Below are 17,910 nucleotides of genomic sequence, written 5' to 3'. Positions count from 1 at the left end.
CCGCCTCCGGGCCTGGGTTGACAACAAGAACTTCCTGACGGGCTGAAAATTTGACATATCACTCGCGGCGAGATGAGCTACAATCCGCCTTGGAGATTAGGGTTAATTTTTCGTTCACCTTGTTTTAGCAGCGCTTTTGACCGATAGCACAGCTTGTTCGGGTAAATAAATTTGGCGTCAATGGGTTTTGCAGGATGACAAATATTACTACTCGACCCGTGCGCGTTCTTGATTCTGCGACGGGATCTCCCGCGGTCGAGCAGACCGCTTTCGCATCTACAAGCTTTTCGTCGAACTGGCTGCGCCCTATGGTTGTTGAACGTTCAATGGCCGCGGTTGATGCGATCTTGATCTTGGTCAGTGGGATTGGCTGCGCGGTCGGTTATCTCTTGTCCACTACGAGCTTCGTCGGCAAAGCAGACGTCTATGCGGCGGCTAGTGTCCTCGTCGCAATCAATTTTGTCCTACTGACCGTAGTGCAGCAGGGCTATCGACTCCGAACCATCACGGACCTGCCACGCACATTGCGAATGACAACCGCAACTTGGACCGGCCTGTTCGGTGCGCTGCTAGCGATCGCCTTCACCATGAAGGTCACCGAGGAGTTCTCCCGAGGAACCACGATCTCGTTCTACCTGGTCGGCCTTGCCGCCCTGCTCGCCTGGAAGACCGTGGCGGCGCGGTGGACTGCGAATTCCTTGCGCACCGGCGCCTTCGCCAACGGAAGAGCGATCATGATCGCCGAGTTCGGCCTTGCCACTTCGTCCAATGCGGTCGACGAGCTCGGCCAGCACGGCTATCGCCTGATGCGTATCATGGAGATCCCTGCAAGGCAGCTGGCTTCGCCGCTATTGCTCTCCTCGCTCGCACCGCGCTTCGAAGAGCTGATCGCCTACGCGCGCGAGAACCGGGTCGAGCACATCTTTCTGCTTATGAATTGGAGCCGGCAGCATGCGATCGAGAGCATTCTGGACGTGCTGCAGATCCTGCCGCTCCCCGTGCATCTGGTGCCGGACGCCACCACGGCCCGCTTTTTGCGCTATCCGCTCTCCGGCACCGGCAACACCTTCACCGCCGAACTGCGCCGCGCCCCGCTGGCCCCCAGCGAGCGCGCGCTCAAGCGCACGCTCGACGTCCTTGGCGCGAGCCTGGGGCTGTTGGTTTTCGCGCCGGTGATGCTGGTGACCGCACTCCTCATCAAGCTAACCTCGCAGGGGCCGGTGTTCTTCCTCCAGACCCGCCACGGTTTCGGCGGCCGCGCGTTCAAGATCTTCAAATTCCGCACCATGCGCGTGCTCGAGGACGGCCCGACAATCGCGCAAGCGCAGAAGAACGACCCTCGCGTCACGCCGATCGGCAAATGGCTGCGCAAGACCTCGATCGACGAGCTGCCGCAGCTCCTCAACGTGCTCAAGGGCGACATGTCGCTGGTCGGCCCGCGACCGCACGCCGCCGCCCACAACACCGAATATGAGCAGATCATCGGCAACTACTCCTTCCGCCATCACGTCAAGCCCGGCATCACCGGTTGGGCGCAAGTTAATGGTTACCGCGGAGAAATCCGCGCGATCGAGTTGATGCAGAAGAGAGTCGAGCTCGACATCTGGTATATCAATAACTGGGCCGTCAGACTTGATCTTAAGATCCTACTTCTGACGGCTGTTACGAGCTTGCGCGATCCAAACGCATATTGAAAAGCAATTGATGCTGCGGCTGAGGGGCCAATGGAAAGAAGCATTCTAGTCTTTGGTGGATCCGGTTTTGTCGGAACCCATCTGTTACGTCGATTGCGAAAGACCGTCGCAGCCAAGATTGTGAGTGTTGATTTGCGCGCGCCCACCGCACCTATTTCTGGTGTCGAGTACAAGATCGGTGATGTGCGCGCTCTCGGCAACTTTGATGTGCCCGACGCAATAGAAACCATCTACAACCTTGCCGCGGTACACCGCACGCCTGGACATCCTGACCACGAGTACTATGAGACCAACGTCGGCGGAGCCATCGAGATCGCGGCGCTGGCAAGACGCAAGCATGTGCCGCAAATCGTCTTCACGAGTTCGATCTCCGTGTACGGCCCTGGCGAAGATACGAAGCTGGAAGAGACGCCCCCTGCGCCCAGCTCTAGTTACGGCAGATCGAAGCTCTTGGCCGAACAGGTGTTTCGAGACTGGGCGACGGAGAATCAAGAACGCAAGTTAGTCATCACGCGCCCCGCGGTTGTTTTCGGGCCTGGAGAAAACGGAAATTTCACTCGGCTAGCTACTCTACTGCAAAAAGGCTTCTTTATTTATCCGGGTCGGCGCGACACGATCAAGGGCTGCTTCTATGTCGAAGACCTGATCAATGCCATCGAATTTGCTCGTTCGTGCCCGGAGCGTTTCGTCTTGTTCAATGCGTGTTACCCAGATCGCTATACGATTGAGGACATCGTTACCGCGTTCCGGGCGAGTTACTTTCCCAATGCGCGAGAGCTTCTGCTTCCTGAATCTGCGGTGAAAGCGGCAGCAACTATTCTCAAGCCGTTCTCGGCGGTCGGCGTTGGCATTCATCCGGATCGCGTTATGAAGCTCGTCAAGTCTACCAATGTCGTTCCTGGTTGGCTACAATCCAAGGGTCAAGCGCCACTCGGGCAACTCCAATCGGCCCTGTTGCGCTGGCGAAACGATTCGTCTGGATGCTTCACCTAATGCCGCGACATGGGTCTGTGTGAATTGTTCGGGCAGGTGAACAGCCCGGCCAAGCTTTTGATGATCGAGAGGTCGGTTGATGGGGGCGCATCTTTTGTGTTTAGCGCGTTCGGAGTTTACGTTTGCGACTAGTAATTTGACAGAGGCAGGTGTTTGAGCGTTGCTGACGCATTCTCGTCGTTAGGCGCAGCGGCTCTTTGAAAGCGGGCGGAGCAAGCTATTCGTGGACGAATTGCGGTCGATCGACCCGGACTCCACTTATCCATAGGCCGAAGGCCATGCTTCACGATGACGAAAACATTCATCCTGATACTTCACATAGTGCTTGGAACATCACAACACAAAGAGCAACGACACTTAGCCTGCGAAACCCGATTATACGGTGAGTTGCGCCTCTGATATCGACCGAAGGTTACCGCATCCTCTCTTCTCGCATGAGGAACGAAGCGTGAGTAACGAGCTTATTGAGGCGAGCCGCATCGATGGCCTCTTCCGGTTGCTAAAGAAACTCGGATAATCATTTGCAAATCGACGACAGTATTGACGTTATCCAGGCCGGCCGGTGGGACTGCTCATCTGTTTGTTGCCACGACGAGCATCTCACTCGTTTCGAACGTCTGCTTGCCCAGGCAGATTCTATCAAACCGAGGATCGTGCGATCTGCGTTGGCCGAGAGTGCGCGCGCGGCCAGATTAAGGAGCTACCCCGTCACCTCGCATCAACGTACTATTGCCGAAATATCCGCGGGTGTTAGCGCCGTGATGCTTCTCGCATACGTGGTTTGGATATTAGCGCGTGCACGAGCGAGCGGCGTCAAAAGTCTGTATTTTCTTGCGCGGGACGGCCAGATCTTACTGAAGATGGCTCGTAAGATCATAAGGCACTCTGGATTGGATCTAGACGCAAGATATTTGTTTGTTTCTCGTCAAAGCTTGCACCTTCCCGGAATCCAGGACCTTTCCGAGGACGACATCAAGTCACTGGGGTTTCACACCGATCAAACCGTCGGCGAAATCTTAACGAGGCTTGATCTGAGCGATGATTCTACTGCTCTGAAGCTGCTGGCCGATGCTGGCTTCAAATCCCCCTTGGCCAAGCTAACGGCTCAACAATTCTCCGATCTAACATCCACATTGCGGTCCCGCCATCTGGAACATGTGATCGAGAACGCAGCACGGCAACGAGCGGTGCTCGTCGATTATCTAAGGCAGGAAGGATTCTTCTGCGAGGAAAAGATCGGCATCGTCGATTTGGGCTGGAAAGGCGGCCTACAGCGGTCTCTGTACGCTGCAGTCCAGTCGCATGATCCAACTTTCGTCAACCGCGTTCACGGGTTCTATTATCGGCTGCTCAGCCGCCCCGTCGGCGTGGGCACTCTTGAGTCCTACGTCAACGAGGGGCGCGCAGCGTCGCTGGCTCCCTTTATACGCGCCTCACTGTTCGAAGCGATCTGCGCCGCGCAGCACGGGACGACCATTTCCCATGAGAGAGAAGCAAATGGCACCGCCCGGCCAGTCCGTGCTCCGTACGCGGAGAATGATCCGGCGAGAGTCTGGGGAGTTGGGCTACAGCAGGATACCATTAAGGCGTTCACAGACGAAGTATTAGCTAATTTGGGCACAGCGGGTCAGAACATCTTGGAATTGGGCCCAGACCTGACAGAAGCCTCCTTTCTCGTTCTTCGTGCCTTGGTTAGTCGCCCGACTTTGAAAGAAGCCGAGGCGATGGGCTCATTCCCCCACGCAGCCAGCCAGTTTCATCGTGAGTTTTCGGAAATCGCCCCTCGTCTTCGACTCGACCAGTTGCTCTTGGCCCTCACCAGCAACAAAAACTCAGTTGTATCTGAGTGGCTCGAAGGATCGATAGCCCGCAGCTTTCCAGGCCCGATTGCTTCGCTTCTACTTGCGGTTCTTGCACCGATCAGGCGATCGCCCCTTTATCCAAGCAACAAACGCCTTTGAACGAACCTAGCAGTCCCTCAGCTAAGAACGTTAGTTCTGAGGAGTAGGTGACTTTGGCTTTGCCTCCGTTCGCCCCGCCCGATCTAGCCGCCGGGCGCACCGCCGATCGCCGAAAGCGTCAGATGAAGCTGAAGTCGGACGCATGAAGGTTCGACAATGCGACGTGACTCAAGGTCACGCTGTCCGCCTTGTCGACGGTAATGATCACGTCGCTTCCCACCTGACGGGCGTCGGCGAGCAGCTGAGCGAAGTCCGCCACCATCGCGCGGCTGAAAACGATGTGATCGCCCTGCGTCGTCGCAGTGCTGGGGGCAAAGTCGGTGATCACCTCCGTGCCAAAGCCCTTGTTGAAGACGAAAACGTCCGAGCCGGCCCCGCCGGTCAGCTTGTCCCCGCTGCCGCCGATGAGCACGTCCGAGCCCGCTCCGCCCGTCAGAGTCTGCTTGCTCTGGTTGGAGTAGAGGGTGACCCCAAGAGCGCTCCCTGTGTTTCCGGCGGCGTCCGTCGCGGTCTCGGTTAGGGTGTGTGTGGCTGAACCCGACAATTTGGTGGTCAGGCTCCACGAGCCGTTCGTGGAGGACGCCGTCCCAATCAGCTTGCCATTGTCGTATACTGAAACGCTCGAGTCGGTTGTGCTGATGCCGCTGATCGTGACCGAGTTCGACCCGGTCGGCACGACGTTGACGATACCCGGGACCGGTGCAATGGTGTCGACTATGAAGTTGAGAGCGGCGCTGGCCGCGCTCATTTGGCCGGATGCATTCGAGGCGACGGCTGTCATTTGGTGAGAACCGTCCGACAATGCGCCCAAGACGAAGCTCCAGGCACCATTGGCATCCGCAGCGGTAGAACCCAAGGCGAACGAATTGTCGTAAACTGTCACTATAGCGCCGGCTTGGGCGATCCCAGTAATAGCTTGTTGCGCCGTGTTGTGCACCGCATTGACGTAACCGTTCACGATGTTGGGATCACTCAGGGCCTGGGGCGCAGCCGGCGGAGCGGGCGGCGTCGTGCTAGATTGCTCGATCTCGATGATGATCGGATCTGCCGATAAGCCAACGGTTATGCTGCTCACGTTGGAAACGGTCTGAATGGCGGTAGTCCCTTTAATGGGGTCGAAAATCTTGATGCTTGAGACCGCGCTGGGCAAGCTGATCGTTACTTCCGATGTTGGCGGCGTCACGACGCTGGTGCCGTTGTAAAGTGTCGCATTGCCATTCCAGAGAACGATGTCGAAAGCACCGCTCGACTTTTCCAAGAGCATCGAAGACGCGGTGCTTGGCAGACCGGTGATGTTGTAGGCCAGTGTTCCGGGCGATGTGAGTGCCGGACCATTGTCCTGCAAAATATGCGTGAGGTTGCTGATGTCGACCGCGGCTGGCTTCGGGGTCCCGTCAGCGTTGAAGAGGCCGAAGTGCTGCTCCTGGACATTCGACGCACCAGGCTCGTCCATCAACTCATACAGGAACGTGATAGCGGCTCCCGCCTTGTAACCGTCCAACAGAGCATTGGTGTCGATGATGCCCTGGGTGTAGGCGTCTGCCACGCCCCCGCCCCAGGTCGAGGTGTTGAAGCCCGAGCTGGAGATGCCGGTTTCCGTTATATAGACCGGTTTGCCGGGATTTGACGCCTGAGCAGCTGCGACCCAGGCATTGATACCATCCTGCAATTGCTGGCCGATGCCTCCATAGACATGGACGTTAGAAGCATCGGCAAATGTCCCAAAGGAGGGAATCGCGGTTGTGCTGCACTCGGAGGCCGCGATCAAGCTGACACCGGCCATTAGCGGGTCTGCTCGCATCGCCGCCTGCAACGCGGCGTCGTCGGCCGCGCCCCAGCTCAGATTCCCGTGAGAGGAAATTCCGTTGAGATAGTAGGTGTTGGTCGTGTATTCATTCGATCCTTCCAGCGCGATGATGCTGCCGGGCACGGCTATTTCGAGAGCATCTGCGCGCAAAACGTCGGCTGTCGCATTCACCTGCCCCGCCGTGCTCGGGTAAAAGGCGTTCGACTCGAGAAGAACAAAATGGACTCCGGCCTCGGCCGCCGCGACATACGTAGAAAGCGCGTCAGCGGACGGGATACCGTCCCGGACGTTCCAAATCCCAAGATATGAGAGCTCGCTCAGGATGTACGTCGGACCGTAAGATGCAAGGTGAGTGGCGACACCAATGGAATCGATAAAGCTTGTCGTGCTCGTTGCGGTGTTGATCGTATAGCCTGCAGTTGAAGTGGACACCGTGGGCGCTCCTCAAAGTGGATGCGCACACCGTAGACGGCAGGAATGCAATTCCGCTTAAGGACACCGAGCACTCTTTAATTGATGTGCTTAATTTGACGTTTAGCCAATTTAGCTCGCCGGGGGCCTCTCAATTTTCCTTGCGCCGAGCGCGCCGACCCGCTCCATGATGAAGGCAGTGCGGGGGGCCCGAGTTTTTCGGTAACCTTGCTCTGCGCTTAATCCATTTTGAGGTTCTGCCTGGGTCGGACGAGTAGCGCGGAGCCGGCGCGCGCGAGCTTGAGCTTTCTACGGGCTGCTGTCCGCGCCATCGATGGAGCGCTGCAGGGTGCTTCCTGAGCGTTCCGCCTTACTTCGAGATGTAGTCACGGCTTCTTTCGAGTAAGAATCACGAGCTCCCAGGAGATCCAAATAGAGCTGCTTTGTCCGGTCAGCCATTGATCGGGCCGTGTAGTGCATTTTAAACCGTCGATGAGCGTTTTGAGCGAAGCTTCGCAATTCCTCAGTGCTAGTGGCACGTATCGCATTCGCGATATCCCGCGGTTGCAAGCTCTTCAGGAGGCGTCCGGTCGCTCCATCTTCAACAAGCTCCGGAAGCCCTCCTACTGAGGAGGAGAATATCGGAAGACCAGCTCGCATCGCTTCGATCGCGATCATGGGCAATCCCTCCCAGCGAGAAGGCATCAGGAGCAGGTCAGCCGAAACCAAGCTCTCCTCGACCTGTGACCGAGTCCTCCAACCGAGGAGCTCGACATTCTCGGGAATTTCTAGAGCGGTAGTGGCATCGGTAACGAAGTCACCGATCGCAAAGCCCTGAGCCAAGTCGCCAAGCACGGACATGACCTCGAGAAACACGTCAAATCCCTTTTGTCGATCGAAACGACCTACGAAAAGAATTTTGAGAGGCCTCCCAAGGCCTGACGCCGAGTTCGCTGACGGCACCGCCTCGTCTGCGATGCCATTTAGAATCACAACACATTTCGAAACAGGAATGCCGGCTGAAGCAGCCGCTTCGCGCTCGGAGGAAGATACGCATACGACACCGTCGCACAAGCGCGACAATGCCGCCTCAAGCCACGCATATAGCCGGTTCGCCTTTGTGTCCCGCAGGAATGCCCAACCATGAGGACAATACACAATGATTGGGCGGCGCTTCGGCAGGAAAGCAACTGGACGCACAAGAAGTCCAGCAAACGTAGAGTGGACATGAACGACATCGGGCTCAAAGCGTTGGATCAGCGCCCCGGCGGCAAAGGGGACTCTGATCAGGGACCGTATCGATCGCCCAACGTATGGATACGACTTGATGACAAGCTTTGGATGAGCCAGCTTTGATAGAGCCTCGTCATTTATATCGGGACCGAAAACCACAATTTGGGAGATTGCAGAATCTTTGATTTGCTCCGCAATCAATTCCTGCAAATGCGCAAGGACCCCTCCCAACGGCGCTTCCGTGAAGTGCGCGACCTTCAAGTTAAGATTGTCTGATTTTGACACTTTAACCGCCTTTACGCCGTTGCATCCTGAGAAGGTCGCGCGCGATAACAAAAGAAGCAGGAACTATAAAAAAGGCACACAGGCCGAAGCTATTTCCCCAGAACAGCCCAACTCCCCCCAACGCTTTTGCCAAAGCGACCTTAGCTGCAAAACAGCATATCCCAGACAAACTCGCCAGTTTCAGTTGCATAGGTAGCAGCGATGGCACGCTCATGAGTGACGTGAGCACCGCGTTCACGGCGAAAACCGGAATCCAGATCGCAACACCAATGATCAGGTCATTTGGAAGCGATATCCTGCCACGGGTCCAAAGACGCGTGACATCATCTCCAAACAGGAGAGTCGCCGTCGAGACAGAACCCGCAATAAGCAAGGCCAATGAAAAAGCGGAGACCAAAAGTCCACACGCGCCGCGCGCATTTTGCTCCGCGGTTGCAGCTCGAAACTGAGGCCAAAACGGAGTCAGGCCAATCGAAAGCAACGTCTGGACCGCGATGGCCATTTTCTGCGCAACCCCGAATCGCGCCGCCTGTTCGGCATCCAAGAGATGTAGTGCCAAGACAGAATCGAAGGAAAAGCTGATGGCGCTGATCGCGTTTACGAGCAGGAACGGAGCGCCGGCTTTCAGCACTGTTGCCAGCTTCCCCGCACTTGCTAGCGAAAGACGCGGCTTCAGGTCGGGGCGCCGCCGAAGCAATAGAGTGCCGTTGAGGCAATGAACGACTAGAGGCACCGCGCAGAAAGAAGCTACTACGGCGACGATACCTGCATTGAACTGGAGGCTGACAACGATCGCGCAAAACGTGGCGAGGGAGGCAAATGCGTCCCAAATGCTTTGAATTGCGGTTTCACCTAGACCAAGTCTGGTTTTCCAAACAAGGCTCAGGGGCGACACGATACAAAGTGTCAGACACGTCACAAAAAATGCTTCCCAAGCTCCAGTACCTTGAAAATGAACGAAGCTACTACCCGTCCGATTCAAAAAGAACGTCAGACATACCACCGTCGTACTGACGACTGAGAACAACGTAAGAGCCACAAGCGCATTTGAAAGGTATGTTCGCGCGGTACTGTAGGCTCCCTTCGAGACTGCGATGTGATTGACTAGACCCGATCCAATTCCCAAATCGATGAACGAAAAAGCGCCCATCAAGGAACTCGCGGCGAGCCACACGGCGAATTGCTCGGAGCCCAGGTGACTCAGCAGGATAGGCACGAGAGCCAGCGTGGATCCCATTTGAATGACCCGCGCTGCCAACCCAGCCGCGGCGCCAAACAATGGATGCGATCGCAATCTGCTCCAAACTTCCGCGCGCTCATTCACGGGAGTTGCAACCGAATACAAGGCATAATCCGACTACCGCCCTGAGCCAGCTTACCCGCATCAGGTTCAGACCATGCGTCAGCCCAACGTGTCTCAGATCCTCGACGGAATCGGTTACTGTGATAGGCCATTTTCCCGATCAGCTGCGCGAGGACGTGAGATAGGTCTGGCTCGGAATTGGACGGGTGGATGGTCTGAGGGCGCCGCCAGCAAGTTGCCCCACCCGTGCACTAAAGGCTGCGCCTGCGCCCAGGGTGATCCAGATCATCGGGGTTCGAAAGGTATCCGTGGTCAGCCCGGTTACGATAACATCGGCACAGTTCATGATGATCGGGTATGCAACCACCGGCACATTCCGACCCAAATTCGCGTAGATCAACCCCGCCGCGCGCACCGAAACGATGAGCGCGATCCAGATTGAGATCCATCCGAAAAGGCCGATCAAGCCGAGTTCAGCGGCAAGCCTGGCGTAAAGCGAGTACGTGTTAGGCCAGGGCGCGTCGTTAAATCGGAGGGACGCCTTGACCTCCGAACTTAGGAACCCCCAGTCCGGCATATATGACATAGCCTTGAAGGCGAACTGACCCAACCCAACCCCCAATATCGGGTACTCAGAAAACATTCTAATCGATGTAACTTGATAGGCCAAACGCGACAGATCGGAAACAGAAGTCCCCACAACGGCCTCGCGAATAACCTCGTCGAAGCTCGCCGCGTAAAATATGATCACTGCAACCACTGCAAACAGCAGTAGTGCCCCAATGGAGGTCGCCGACTTCGATACGCGTCCATCCGGGGGCAGAAACAGAAATTTCAGTAGACCGAAAGCGGCAACGTTGGTTGCCAAGAGCAACCATCCCGTCCGGGCCTGAGAACCAACAATCAAGGCTGTGAAAGCCAAAAGCAAGAAAATATGGAGGGCCTTCCTAATGCCCCGGGTTATGAATATGGCAGCGAAAAGCCAAGGCCATGCAAGTCCGGCAAAGTTCCCGAACGATGGAGGCTCGAACGAAACGGTACGAAGGCGTTTATCCCATCCCTCGATAAGCCTCAAATTCAAGGTGCCGTCCCACGATTGAACAGTGTGATCCGAGCCCGCGTGCAGCAAGGAGTTCACAGTCTGATAGAGTGGAAGACTCATCCCAGCTCGATCGAGAGCCTCGAGCATGCCGAAGCCGACGCACAGTGCCGCGCTGACACAAATGGGCAGTATTAGGTACGCATACCATCGCCCCAAAACCACTGCACGAGTCAACAATGCGAGGGCTAAGCCGTAGATTACCACGGTCGCGGAGGTGACCAATTTCGCGAGCCCATCGCGACCATGAAACGTCGCCGCGCTGATTTCAGCCGCATTCCAGAGGGCCGAAATCGCTATAACGATTACGATGGCGGCACCGGTTCGCCAGACAAGGGTCCCGCCTGGCCGCTCGTCAAGCTCACCAGCTACGCTAGCGCCGGCAGCGTTGATCCCATACAGCCCCATGGCCAACGCAAAGAGGTAGAAAGAACTCTCGTTGCCGAGTTCTCCGAAGGATTTAAGTCCTGCGATCGCGTCGAAGGGAATCGCGATCACGGCCAACGCGAATATCGAGTCAATCAGTTTAACGCGCATGACCATGTCCGTCATCTTCAGCCCCGTCGCCAGGGACGATCACAGGGTAGTTGCTTAGGACGACCGCCTTTCCGGCTATCTTGGCAACGGCGGTTCGAGCAGAGTCGGACCTTAGCCAGGCAACGATCTGACTTGTTTTCCCTTCCTCGAACAAAAGGAGTTGCACCTGAGGGTCCACGGCTCGCAGTCGGCGAACGAACCTCATATTCGTTAATCGCCGAATTAATCCGTCATCCGGCTCAACCTTGAAAATACCCTGCGCCGTCTGAAGTCCAAAATGAGACTCGGGATTGGCAGGCTCGTCCCTTGAGTCCTTCCATTCGTACCATACCATTGCCTGAACGCCACTGGCGACGTTCGCAAGATAGGCGCGAGCCAAATATGCTCGCTGGGTTGCACGGCCAACGGTCGAACTGGGATATCCCCATTCAGTGCACAGCATGGGCACGTCACGCCATCGACCGGACAGGCGCTCAAGTAGTGCGCGACTGGCCAGGTTCTCAGCTTCCACGCTCTCCGGATCCGGCCGTCGCCCGCCGCTTATGCGATAACTATGCATACTCAAGCCATCGAGACACCCTGCCGCATCGGTCTTCGCCAGAGCCCCATAGAGTGCGGGCGCCCGGATCGGCAGGCTGGCAGTTGCCGGCGCAAGCACCATTGCCTTTGGAGCAGCCATCTTGATTGCGCTGCAAGTCATTGCGGCGAGTTGCGCATAGGCATCTGGCTTTGGTTTGGGCGGCCAGAATATGGGCAAGTCCGGCTCATTCCAGACCTCCCAGGTAACTGACTCGTCAGCGTACCGCTTCGCGGCAGCGGCAGCGAAGCGGCTAAAGGCCGCCATCGCAGCCTCACTCTCTGGTGGTGCCGCAACTTTCCTCTCTCGCACGCCCGGATCTGCCGGCAGTTCTAGCCAGCGGCTATAAAAATGGTTTCCAGTCGCCAGAATCACAATGGAGGAAAGACCCGAATGTCTGACTTTCGTGAAAAATGCGTCTGTCGTTGCCCAGTCGAACTCTCCTGGATTTTTCTCGATTGCTTCCCACGACATACCCCATCGTACAAAGCTGAAGCCAAAATTTCGGATACGTTCCAAGTCGCCAGTGTCAATCTGCCATACCTGCACGTGAACACCCAAGCCTGAGGGGAGGCCATTGGCCATCACACCCCGATTCGGCGTCACTAACTGAAAGAGCAGCAGAAAAAGCTGCAGCGGCCATCTGCTCCTGCGGAACAACCTCTTATGTGGGGCGAAGCGGCTTTTGTGAGGAGTTTCGACCATTATCGGATGCTCGGCTAGCGACGAATGTTGACAACCTCAAACGATCGACATCCAACGACCGTCTGTGCGGATCAAGCCGCTGTCAACCAACCCACGACTTGAGGTGTAACGGACACTTTCCGCGCCTAGCAGCGACAAATTAGGATTTGCTGCCAGGAGTTCACCGTACCGGCGGTATTCTATTGCGCCGCCGTAGTGTTCTCCGTGTGCAAGAGAATCTTCGATGCGTTTGCCGAAGTCCTGAAAATACTTGAAGTGCAGCAGAGCGCCTGTAACGGGCGAAAGCTTAACGGCGTTAAGCCGATGGCTATTAACAAACGCGTTTCCGCTTCGCCATTTGACCAACGGAACCTTATATGCCTGCGTTGCGACGACCTGAGCTCGTTTTTGACGGAAAAATCCAGCCTTGTGCGCGATCGCTAAGGCTCGCCTCGCCAATTTTGGCTTCAGACGAGGCCAGATCGCAGGCGTATTCTGATCTCCAAAACAAAGGCGCAGACGAGGCCCACCAATGTGCTCGAAGGGCGGGAAAGCAGACGGGAAGCCGTATCGGCGCACGACAACATAGCTGCTGTCATGGTAGGGGCATGTCGCTCTAAAGTCTTCGCCTTGCCGATAGTTGACCTCTCGGATAGGGAGCGAGCTGTACATGTCGAGCAGAAGAGCGTACACCGCCTCATAACCGAGCTGATCCAGCCAGTTGCAAAATTTCGGCAGTTCTACATTTTCACAACCGGGAAAGACAAACAATTCGTCGGCGTCCGCGAGAAGAATCCAGTGTGATGTGCCATAAGCATCCAGCAACGAGTTCAGCCAACTAACACCGGCGCGACTCTTTCCGTACGACCCTTCCGTGAAAAACACGTGACAATCTGATTGATCGAGCAAAAACTGCCCCGACCCATCGTTGGATCCATTGTCGATTACAAAGAATCGGGATACGCCGAGTTGGCGATAATAGTTTAGAAAGTAGGGCAGGCGTAACATTTCATCGCGCAGCACCGCGAAGAGGCGGATTTCACTTCTATCGTCGGGGATGTCTCTTCGATCTCGCCGAACGAGTTCAGGATGGAGCTTGTTCATATGATCCCGTTAAAATCGGTAAACTGTAGGGTTGAGGACCCGCTAGGCAAATCATCTGCTGGCCAATTACGATTCTACAAGCACTACCCGACCGTTAAGCGCGCGCTCACGGTGACGAGAATACCCGAACTTCCCTCTGATCACGAAGCATGTGATATCAATTGAGCTTCCAGTATTCGCCGCGTTGCCTATCCCGCCTCGCCGGTAGTTGTCCATAGGTCGACCTAAATGCATTCGTTTAATCATTAATGCTGGCGCACTGGACCAGACTGACCATTCGGCAAGTGCGCGTGAATGAATGTCGAAACGTACTGATCCTTAGCGCCAGTATCTCTCGTCCTGCTCAATCCCAGGTATACTCACCCTCACTCCGTCGCTCGCCAATCTCTTGGCGAAGATTTCGCGCGACGCAACATCCAATTTCTTCAGGTTCTCCAACAAACGCTCGCGCTCAACCCAACCTACGCCGGTCAAGTTGATCGCGGCTTCCTCAATGAAGCCGCTATTGATGAGAGCTGCAAATTCAGCGACGACTTCGTCTTGACGAGATTTGCTTAGCAGCGAGAAGATCGCAAGCGCCAATTGGTTGCGTCGGAGCACCACCCAGCCTTCGTTCGGTCCCAAGGCATAGGACCGTTCCAGATAGCCGATATTGTCAAAGTCGAATCCGCTGCGCCTCGTCACAACCGAATAGAGCATCAGCCAAAGAAATGAGTCGGTTGGGATGACCTGGAGCGCCGACCGCAATTCGCCCTCGCTCGCTTCCATTGCGCGATCACCCTCGTCGGAGTTCTTACGATGCATCGCTTCTTCGGCGGTTCGCAGCGTCACTAGCGCGAGTGCATATTGAAGCTCAGGTTGGACTACAACCGGTCGGTCATTCGCTTTCAAGCGGACCAGCATGTCTGCCAAAACACCAGGCCTAAACAGGCCATCGGCCATGATCCGTAGCGACGCCTCGCGGATAGGTGCCGTCAACCAGAAGGAGGGAACGGCAGCCATCGGCCATAGCGTGCCGAACAGCGCCACAAACAGCAGCATCACACGCACAAATGCCTTCGGCATTGGGCGAGCTAGTCCACGTATCCATACCTTGCGTAATATTTCTCGTAATATTGGCGACCATAGTAGGCTTCGTAGCGTGCAATTAGCCTTGTCTCGGCCTTGTTCAGGACGGCTCCCAACAGCTTGCCTTGGATTTCCGGCGCCCCGCGCAGATTGTGGCGCGCCACGTCCGTGTTCGTCTTTCCCCACTCTACCACAAATAAGTAAGAATCGACGAAGGGCGCGGTGACGCGCGCGTCGACTACAGGCGCCATTGGCGGCAAGTCCAGCACAACGTACTCGAATTTCGAGCGCAACAACGTGACAAGATTGTGCATCGCTTTAGACGCAAGGATCTCGTTCGTGTGTAGGAGCTTCGAGGACGTAGTCGCCGGCAGTATCGAGAGCTTGGTCTCAGGATCGACTACTAACGTATCCTCCAGCCGCGCACTCTGCGCGACAACATCGACCAGACCGACGCGCGCGTCCGGCACCAGCGCGCGCGACAGTGAGGGGTTACGCAGGTCAGCATCGATCAGAATCACCCGGGCGCCACCGTGTGCCATAAGCTGAGCGAGGTTGGCGGAAAGCGTGCTCTTTCCCTCGTTCGGAAGAGTAGAAGTGACCGCCAGCACACGATTCTCACGCACCATTGAGTTGAGATCCATGGCCACCTTCAGGGTTCGCACGGCCTCGGAGTAGCGGGACAGAGGATTTTCGACGACATAGCGCAAGAGGTCCGGATCGGGGCTGCCTGACTTGTCGGTAAACCTGTCCGCAACCGAGCCAGGAAGCAGCGACAGCGGCCGTGTGGCGGAGCTGCCCACCGTGGGGAGGATCGCGAGGCAGCTTGTGCCCAGGACTTCTTCAACTTGCTGGGTCGTACGGAAGACGCGGTCGGTAAGCTCGCGAGCCATGGCGACACCAAAGCTCAGCATGAGGCCACTGAAGAGCCCTACTGCCAAAACGATCAGAGACTTCGGAGAGCTCTTCTTCAGCGGCATCGTCGCCGCGCTGATGACACGCGCTTCAGTGATCGGAAAGGACTGCTGCTGCACGCTTTCCATATAGCGTTGCAGAAAATTGTCGTACATCGCTTGGTAGGATTGGGCGGTGCTCTCGAGCTCGCGCAACTGGATCTGCGCCTGGTTGGTGAGCTGCGATTCAGAGACAGCCGCATTCAGGCTCGTCTTGATGCTCTCCTCGCGGGTGGCTGCGATATCATAGTCGCTCTTGTACGATTCCTGGATGCGCTTGAGCTCGTCGGTGATGTTCTTTCTGATCTCGTCCATCTGCCGCCGAAGGTTTACAGCGGCTAGATGGTCGTGGCCATACTTCGACGCCCAAATGGCCTCTTTGGAGGCCATGTCGACATATTGAGCGCGCAACTTTACGATCGTCTCGTTCTTCAGCGCATCAGCAACAGAGGCATCCGGGATCTCCTGCTTGAGGATGCTGGTCATGCGGTCAAGCCGCGCCTTAGCTTCTGCGGTCGCCGCATGCGCCAGCACGAGCTGGCTGTTCACTTCGGCGAGTTGCTGCTCGTTCATCAGCCGTCCGCCGGTATTGATGATGTGGTTCGCAATCTTGAAATCGACCACCGCCTTCTGCGCACCGGTCGCCTGGGCGCGCAGCTCCTTTATGCGATCCTGCAGCCAGACACTGGCGCGGCGGGTCGCCTGATACTTCGCCTCGAGCTGGTCCACGATATAGGCGTCCGCGATAGCATTGGCGATCTTCGCCGCTTTCGCGGGATCGCGCGAGGTGAAGCCAATCTCCATCACGTAGGTGGTGCCAAGACGCTTGATGACTCGATTCCTAGCGAACTCCTCCAGCGCCTTTCGGGTCAATTCGAATTCGGAAGCTGGGCTGCTCGAGGAAACCAGCCTAGCAACGGCGCCAAGCAGGGCGCCACCAGTACCGGTGAATTCGGGATCGTCGATCAGGTGAAGGTCGCGGATGACCGCAAGGCTGATGTTTTCGGATTTCAGGATTTCGACCTGCGTTTCGACGGTCGCGGAATCGACTGCGACGTCCCCAAGCACCGACTGCTGCTGGAACAGTTGCACTTTCCGCGTGTCGATCACCATCGACGCGGTCGAGGTGTATTGCGGGGCAGCAGTAAAGAGATACAACAGCGCAACGATCACGCAGGCCGAGAGGATTGCGATCATCGTCGGGAACTGCCGGCGGATAATGCTGAGATACGAGGCGAGCGATTCGGACTGTGAGCCTTGCATCTCGACGAATTCGCGATTGATCTCCGCGGCCGGCTTGTTCACCTGTAACATCTATAGATTCCTGAAAATGGATCGATGTGTGTTCTTGGGATCAATGCTGGCCAAAAGCCTAATGGCATCCGGAGCAAACCCGATGCCAAAACCCGCGCTGCTTTGAAAACTAACACAAACCCGCCTGCAATTGAACGCAGTGAATGCAGTGCACAGGGCGCCTGGTGCGACTTTTTACAGAAAGCTTAACGGCGCAAACGCAAAGCGGCGCCCGGTGGCGCCGCTGCCGTGAGGTCTGATGGGCCCGGCCGAAGGGCCGATTTCGGTCAGCGCGCGCTGACGCTGTTGCCGGCGCTGCCGACGCCGCCGTTGCCGCCGTTGGGCGCGTTGTTGTTCGTGGTGTTGTTGCCGAACCTGACGGCCCCTCCGCCACCGCCGCCGTTGGCAAAGCCGCTATTACCGGTCGGCCCGCCTGCGCCGGTACCGCCGCCACCCGCGCCGCCCCCGGTCGCAGCGATTGCGACGTCACCGGTGGCGGCCTGATAGGCGGTAATCACCTCGGGATTGCCGGTGCCGGCGATCGCGGCCTGAATCTCATTGGCATAAGCTTGATCCTGCTGCGCGGCCATGCGGGCGACCTGGGCGAGGCCAGCGATGATCGCGCGCATCTGATCCTTGGTGGTCGCGGGGTCCTTCAGCAGCGCGATCAGGCCCGGCAGCGTGGTCGGGTCGGAGGCGCCGAGGTCGCGCACGCGCGAGATCAGCTGCGGGCCGGCAGTCGGATATTGCTGCAACAGGCTGTTGGGAGCGGCCTTGAACTCGGAAATAACGGTGGCCGGCAGCTGGCGCTGCGGGGGGTAAATGGCAGCGCTGGCGGCCGAATTGATGGTCGCGGCCAGGGCCGCCGCAGCAGCCATGCGAAGCGCGATTCTGATAACGCTCATAAA

Annotated in this window: 12 protein-coding genes; 3 read left to right on the top strand and 9 right to left on the bottom strand. The window is 56.9% G+C overall.

Annotation, left to right across the window (positions count from 1 at the left end; genetic code table 11):
* Positions 1–308: 308 nt before the first annotated feature.
* From XH83_RS07845 to XH83_RS07835, 3 genes are all read left to right on the top strand, one after another.
* Complete coding sequence (locus XH83_RS07845) at positions 309–1,694, top strand: undecaprenyl-phosphate glucose phosphotransferase (protein ID WP_371746298.1); 1,386 nt, start codon at positions 309–311, stop codon at positions 1,692–1,694.
* A gap of 30 nt (positions 1,695–1,724) precedes the next feature.
* The gene (locus XH83_RS07840) at positions 1,725–2,687 is read left to right on the top strand and encodes an NAD(P)-dependent oxidoreductase (protein WP_194406444.1); all 963 of its coding nucleotides are present in this window, start codon (positions 1,725–1,727) and stop codon (positions 2,685–2,687) included.
* Between the two features lie 521 nt (positions 2,688–3,208).
* A complete protein-coding gene (locus XH83_RS07835) occupies positions 3,209–4,648 on the top strand; it encodes a hypothetical protein (protein ID WP_194406443.1) in 1,440 nt (479 codons plus the stop codon).
* 118 nt (positions 4,649–4,766) lie between these two features.
* On the opposite strand, the gene XH83_RS07830 is transcribed toward XH83_RS07835, so the two are convergent.
* The 9 genes from XH83_RS07830 to XH83_RS07790 form a co-directional block, all read right to left on the bottom strand.
* Entirely contained in the window at positions 4,767–6,887 is a 2,121-nt protein-coding gene (locus XH83_RS07830; protein ID WP_194406442.1) for an Ig-like domain-containing protein, read from the bottom strand.
* 288 nt (positions 6,888–7,175) lie between these two features.
* Positions 7,176–8,384: a glycosyltransferase gene (locus XH83_RS07825; protein ID WP_194406441.1), complete on the bottom strand. Its 1,209-nt coding sequence runs from the start codon at positions 8,382–8,384 to the stop codon at positions 7,176–7,178.
* A gap of 1 nt (position 8,385) precedes the next feature.
* On the bottom strand, positions 8,386–9,729 hold the full coding sequence (locus XH83_RS07820; RefSeq protein ID WP_194406440.1) for a lipopolysaccharide biosynthesis protein: 1,344 nt from the start codon (positions 9,727–9,729) through the stop codon (positions 8,386–8,388).
* 118 nt (positions 9,730–9,847) lie between these two features.
* Positions 9,848–11,338: an O-antigen ligase gene (locus tag XH83_RS07815; protein WP_194406439.1), complete on the bottom strand. Its 1,491-nt coding sequence runs from the start codon at positions 11,336–11,338 to the stop codon at positions 9,848–9,850.
* Positions 11,313–12,485 (bottom strand): cellulase family glycosylhydrolase, encoded by a 1,173-nt coding sequence (locus XH83_RS07810; protein WP_194406438.1) that lies wholly within the window; start codon positions 12,483–12,485, stop codon positions 11,313–11,315. Before XH83_RS07810 ends, XH83_RS07815 begins: the two co-directional genes overlap by 26 nt.
* A gap of 156 nt (positions 12,486–12,641) precedes the next feature.
* Positions 12,642–13,688 carry a glycosyltransferase family 2 protein gene (locus XH83_RS07805; RefSeq protein WP_194406437.1) on the bottom strand — a complete coding sequence of 349 codons (1,047 nt, stop codon included), beginning with the start codon at positions 13,686–13,688 and terminating at the stop codon, positions 12,642–12,644.
* Between the two features lie 318 nt (positions 13,689–14,006).
* Positions 14,007–14,753: a hypothetical protein gene (locus XH83_RS07800; RefSeq protein WP_194406436.1), complete on the bottom strand. Its 747-nt coding sequence runs from the start codon at positions 14,751–14,753 to the stop codon at positions 14,007–14,009.
* Positions 14,754–14,761: 8 nt separating this feature from the next.
* Positions 14,762–17,023: a polysaccharide biosynthesis tyrosine autokinase gene (locus XH83_RS07795; RefSeq protein WP_194406435.1), complete on the bottom strand. Its 2,262-nt coding sequence runs from the start codon at positions 17,021–17,023 to the stop codon at positions 14,762–14,764.
* Positions 17,024–17,289: 266 nt separating this feature from the next.
* Entirely contained in the window at positions 17,290–17,907 is a 618-nt protein-coding gene (locus tag XH83_RS07790; protein ID WP_194406434.1) for a hypothetical protein, read from the bottom strand.
* Between the last annotated feature and the right edge of the window lie 3 nt (positions 17,908–17,910).

Origin of the sequence: Bradyrhizobium sp. CCBAU 53351 (assembly GCF_015291745.1) — a bacterium.
In the GTDB taxonomy this organism is placed as follows: Bacteria; Pseudomonadota; Alphaproteobacteria; order Rhizobiales; family Xanthobacteraceae; genus Bradyrhizobium.
This window is presented reverse-complemented; position numbering and strand designations above follow the sequence as displayed.

Excerpts from the sequence above, each read along its gene's own strand:
- XH83_RS07845 (WP_371746298.1), top strand. The coding sequence starts at position 309 with ATGGTTGTTGAACGTTCAATGGCCGCGGTTGATGCGATCTTGATCTTG.
- XH83_RS07840 (WP_194406444.1), top strand. The coding sequence starts at position 1,725 with ATGGAAAGAAGCATTCTAGTCTTTGGTGGATCCGGTTTTGTCGGAACC.
- XH83_RS07815 (WP_194406439.1), bottom strand. The coding sequence starts at position 11,338 with ATGACGGACATGGTCATGCGCGTTAAACTGATTGACTCGATATTCGCG.
- XH83_RS07810 (WP_194406438.1), bottom strand. The coding sequence starts at position 12,485 with ATGGCCAATGGCCTCCCCTCAGGCTTGGGTGTTCACGTGCAGGTATGG.
- XH83_RS07805 (WP_194406437.1), bottom strand. The coding sequence starts at position 13,688 with ATGAACAAGCTCCATCCTGAACTCGTTCGGCGAGATCGAAGAGACATC.
- XH83_RS07800 (WP_194406436.1), bottom strand. The coding sequence starts at position 14,753 with ATGCCGAAGGCATTTGTGCGTGTGATGCTGCTGTTTGTGGCGCTGTTC.
- XH83_RS07795 (WP_194406435.1), bottom strand. The coding sequence starts at position 17,023 with ATGTTACAGGTGAACAAGCCGGCCGCGGAGATCAATCGCGAATTCGTC.
- XH83_RS07790 (WP_194406434.1), bottom strand. The coding sequence starts at position 17,907 with ATGAGCGTTATCAGAATCGCGCTTCGCATGGCTGCTGCGGCGGCCCTG.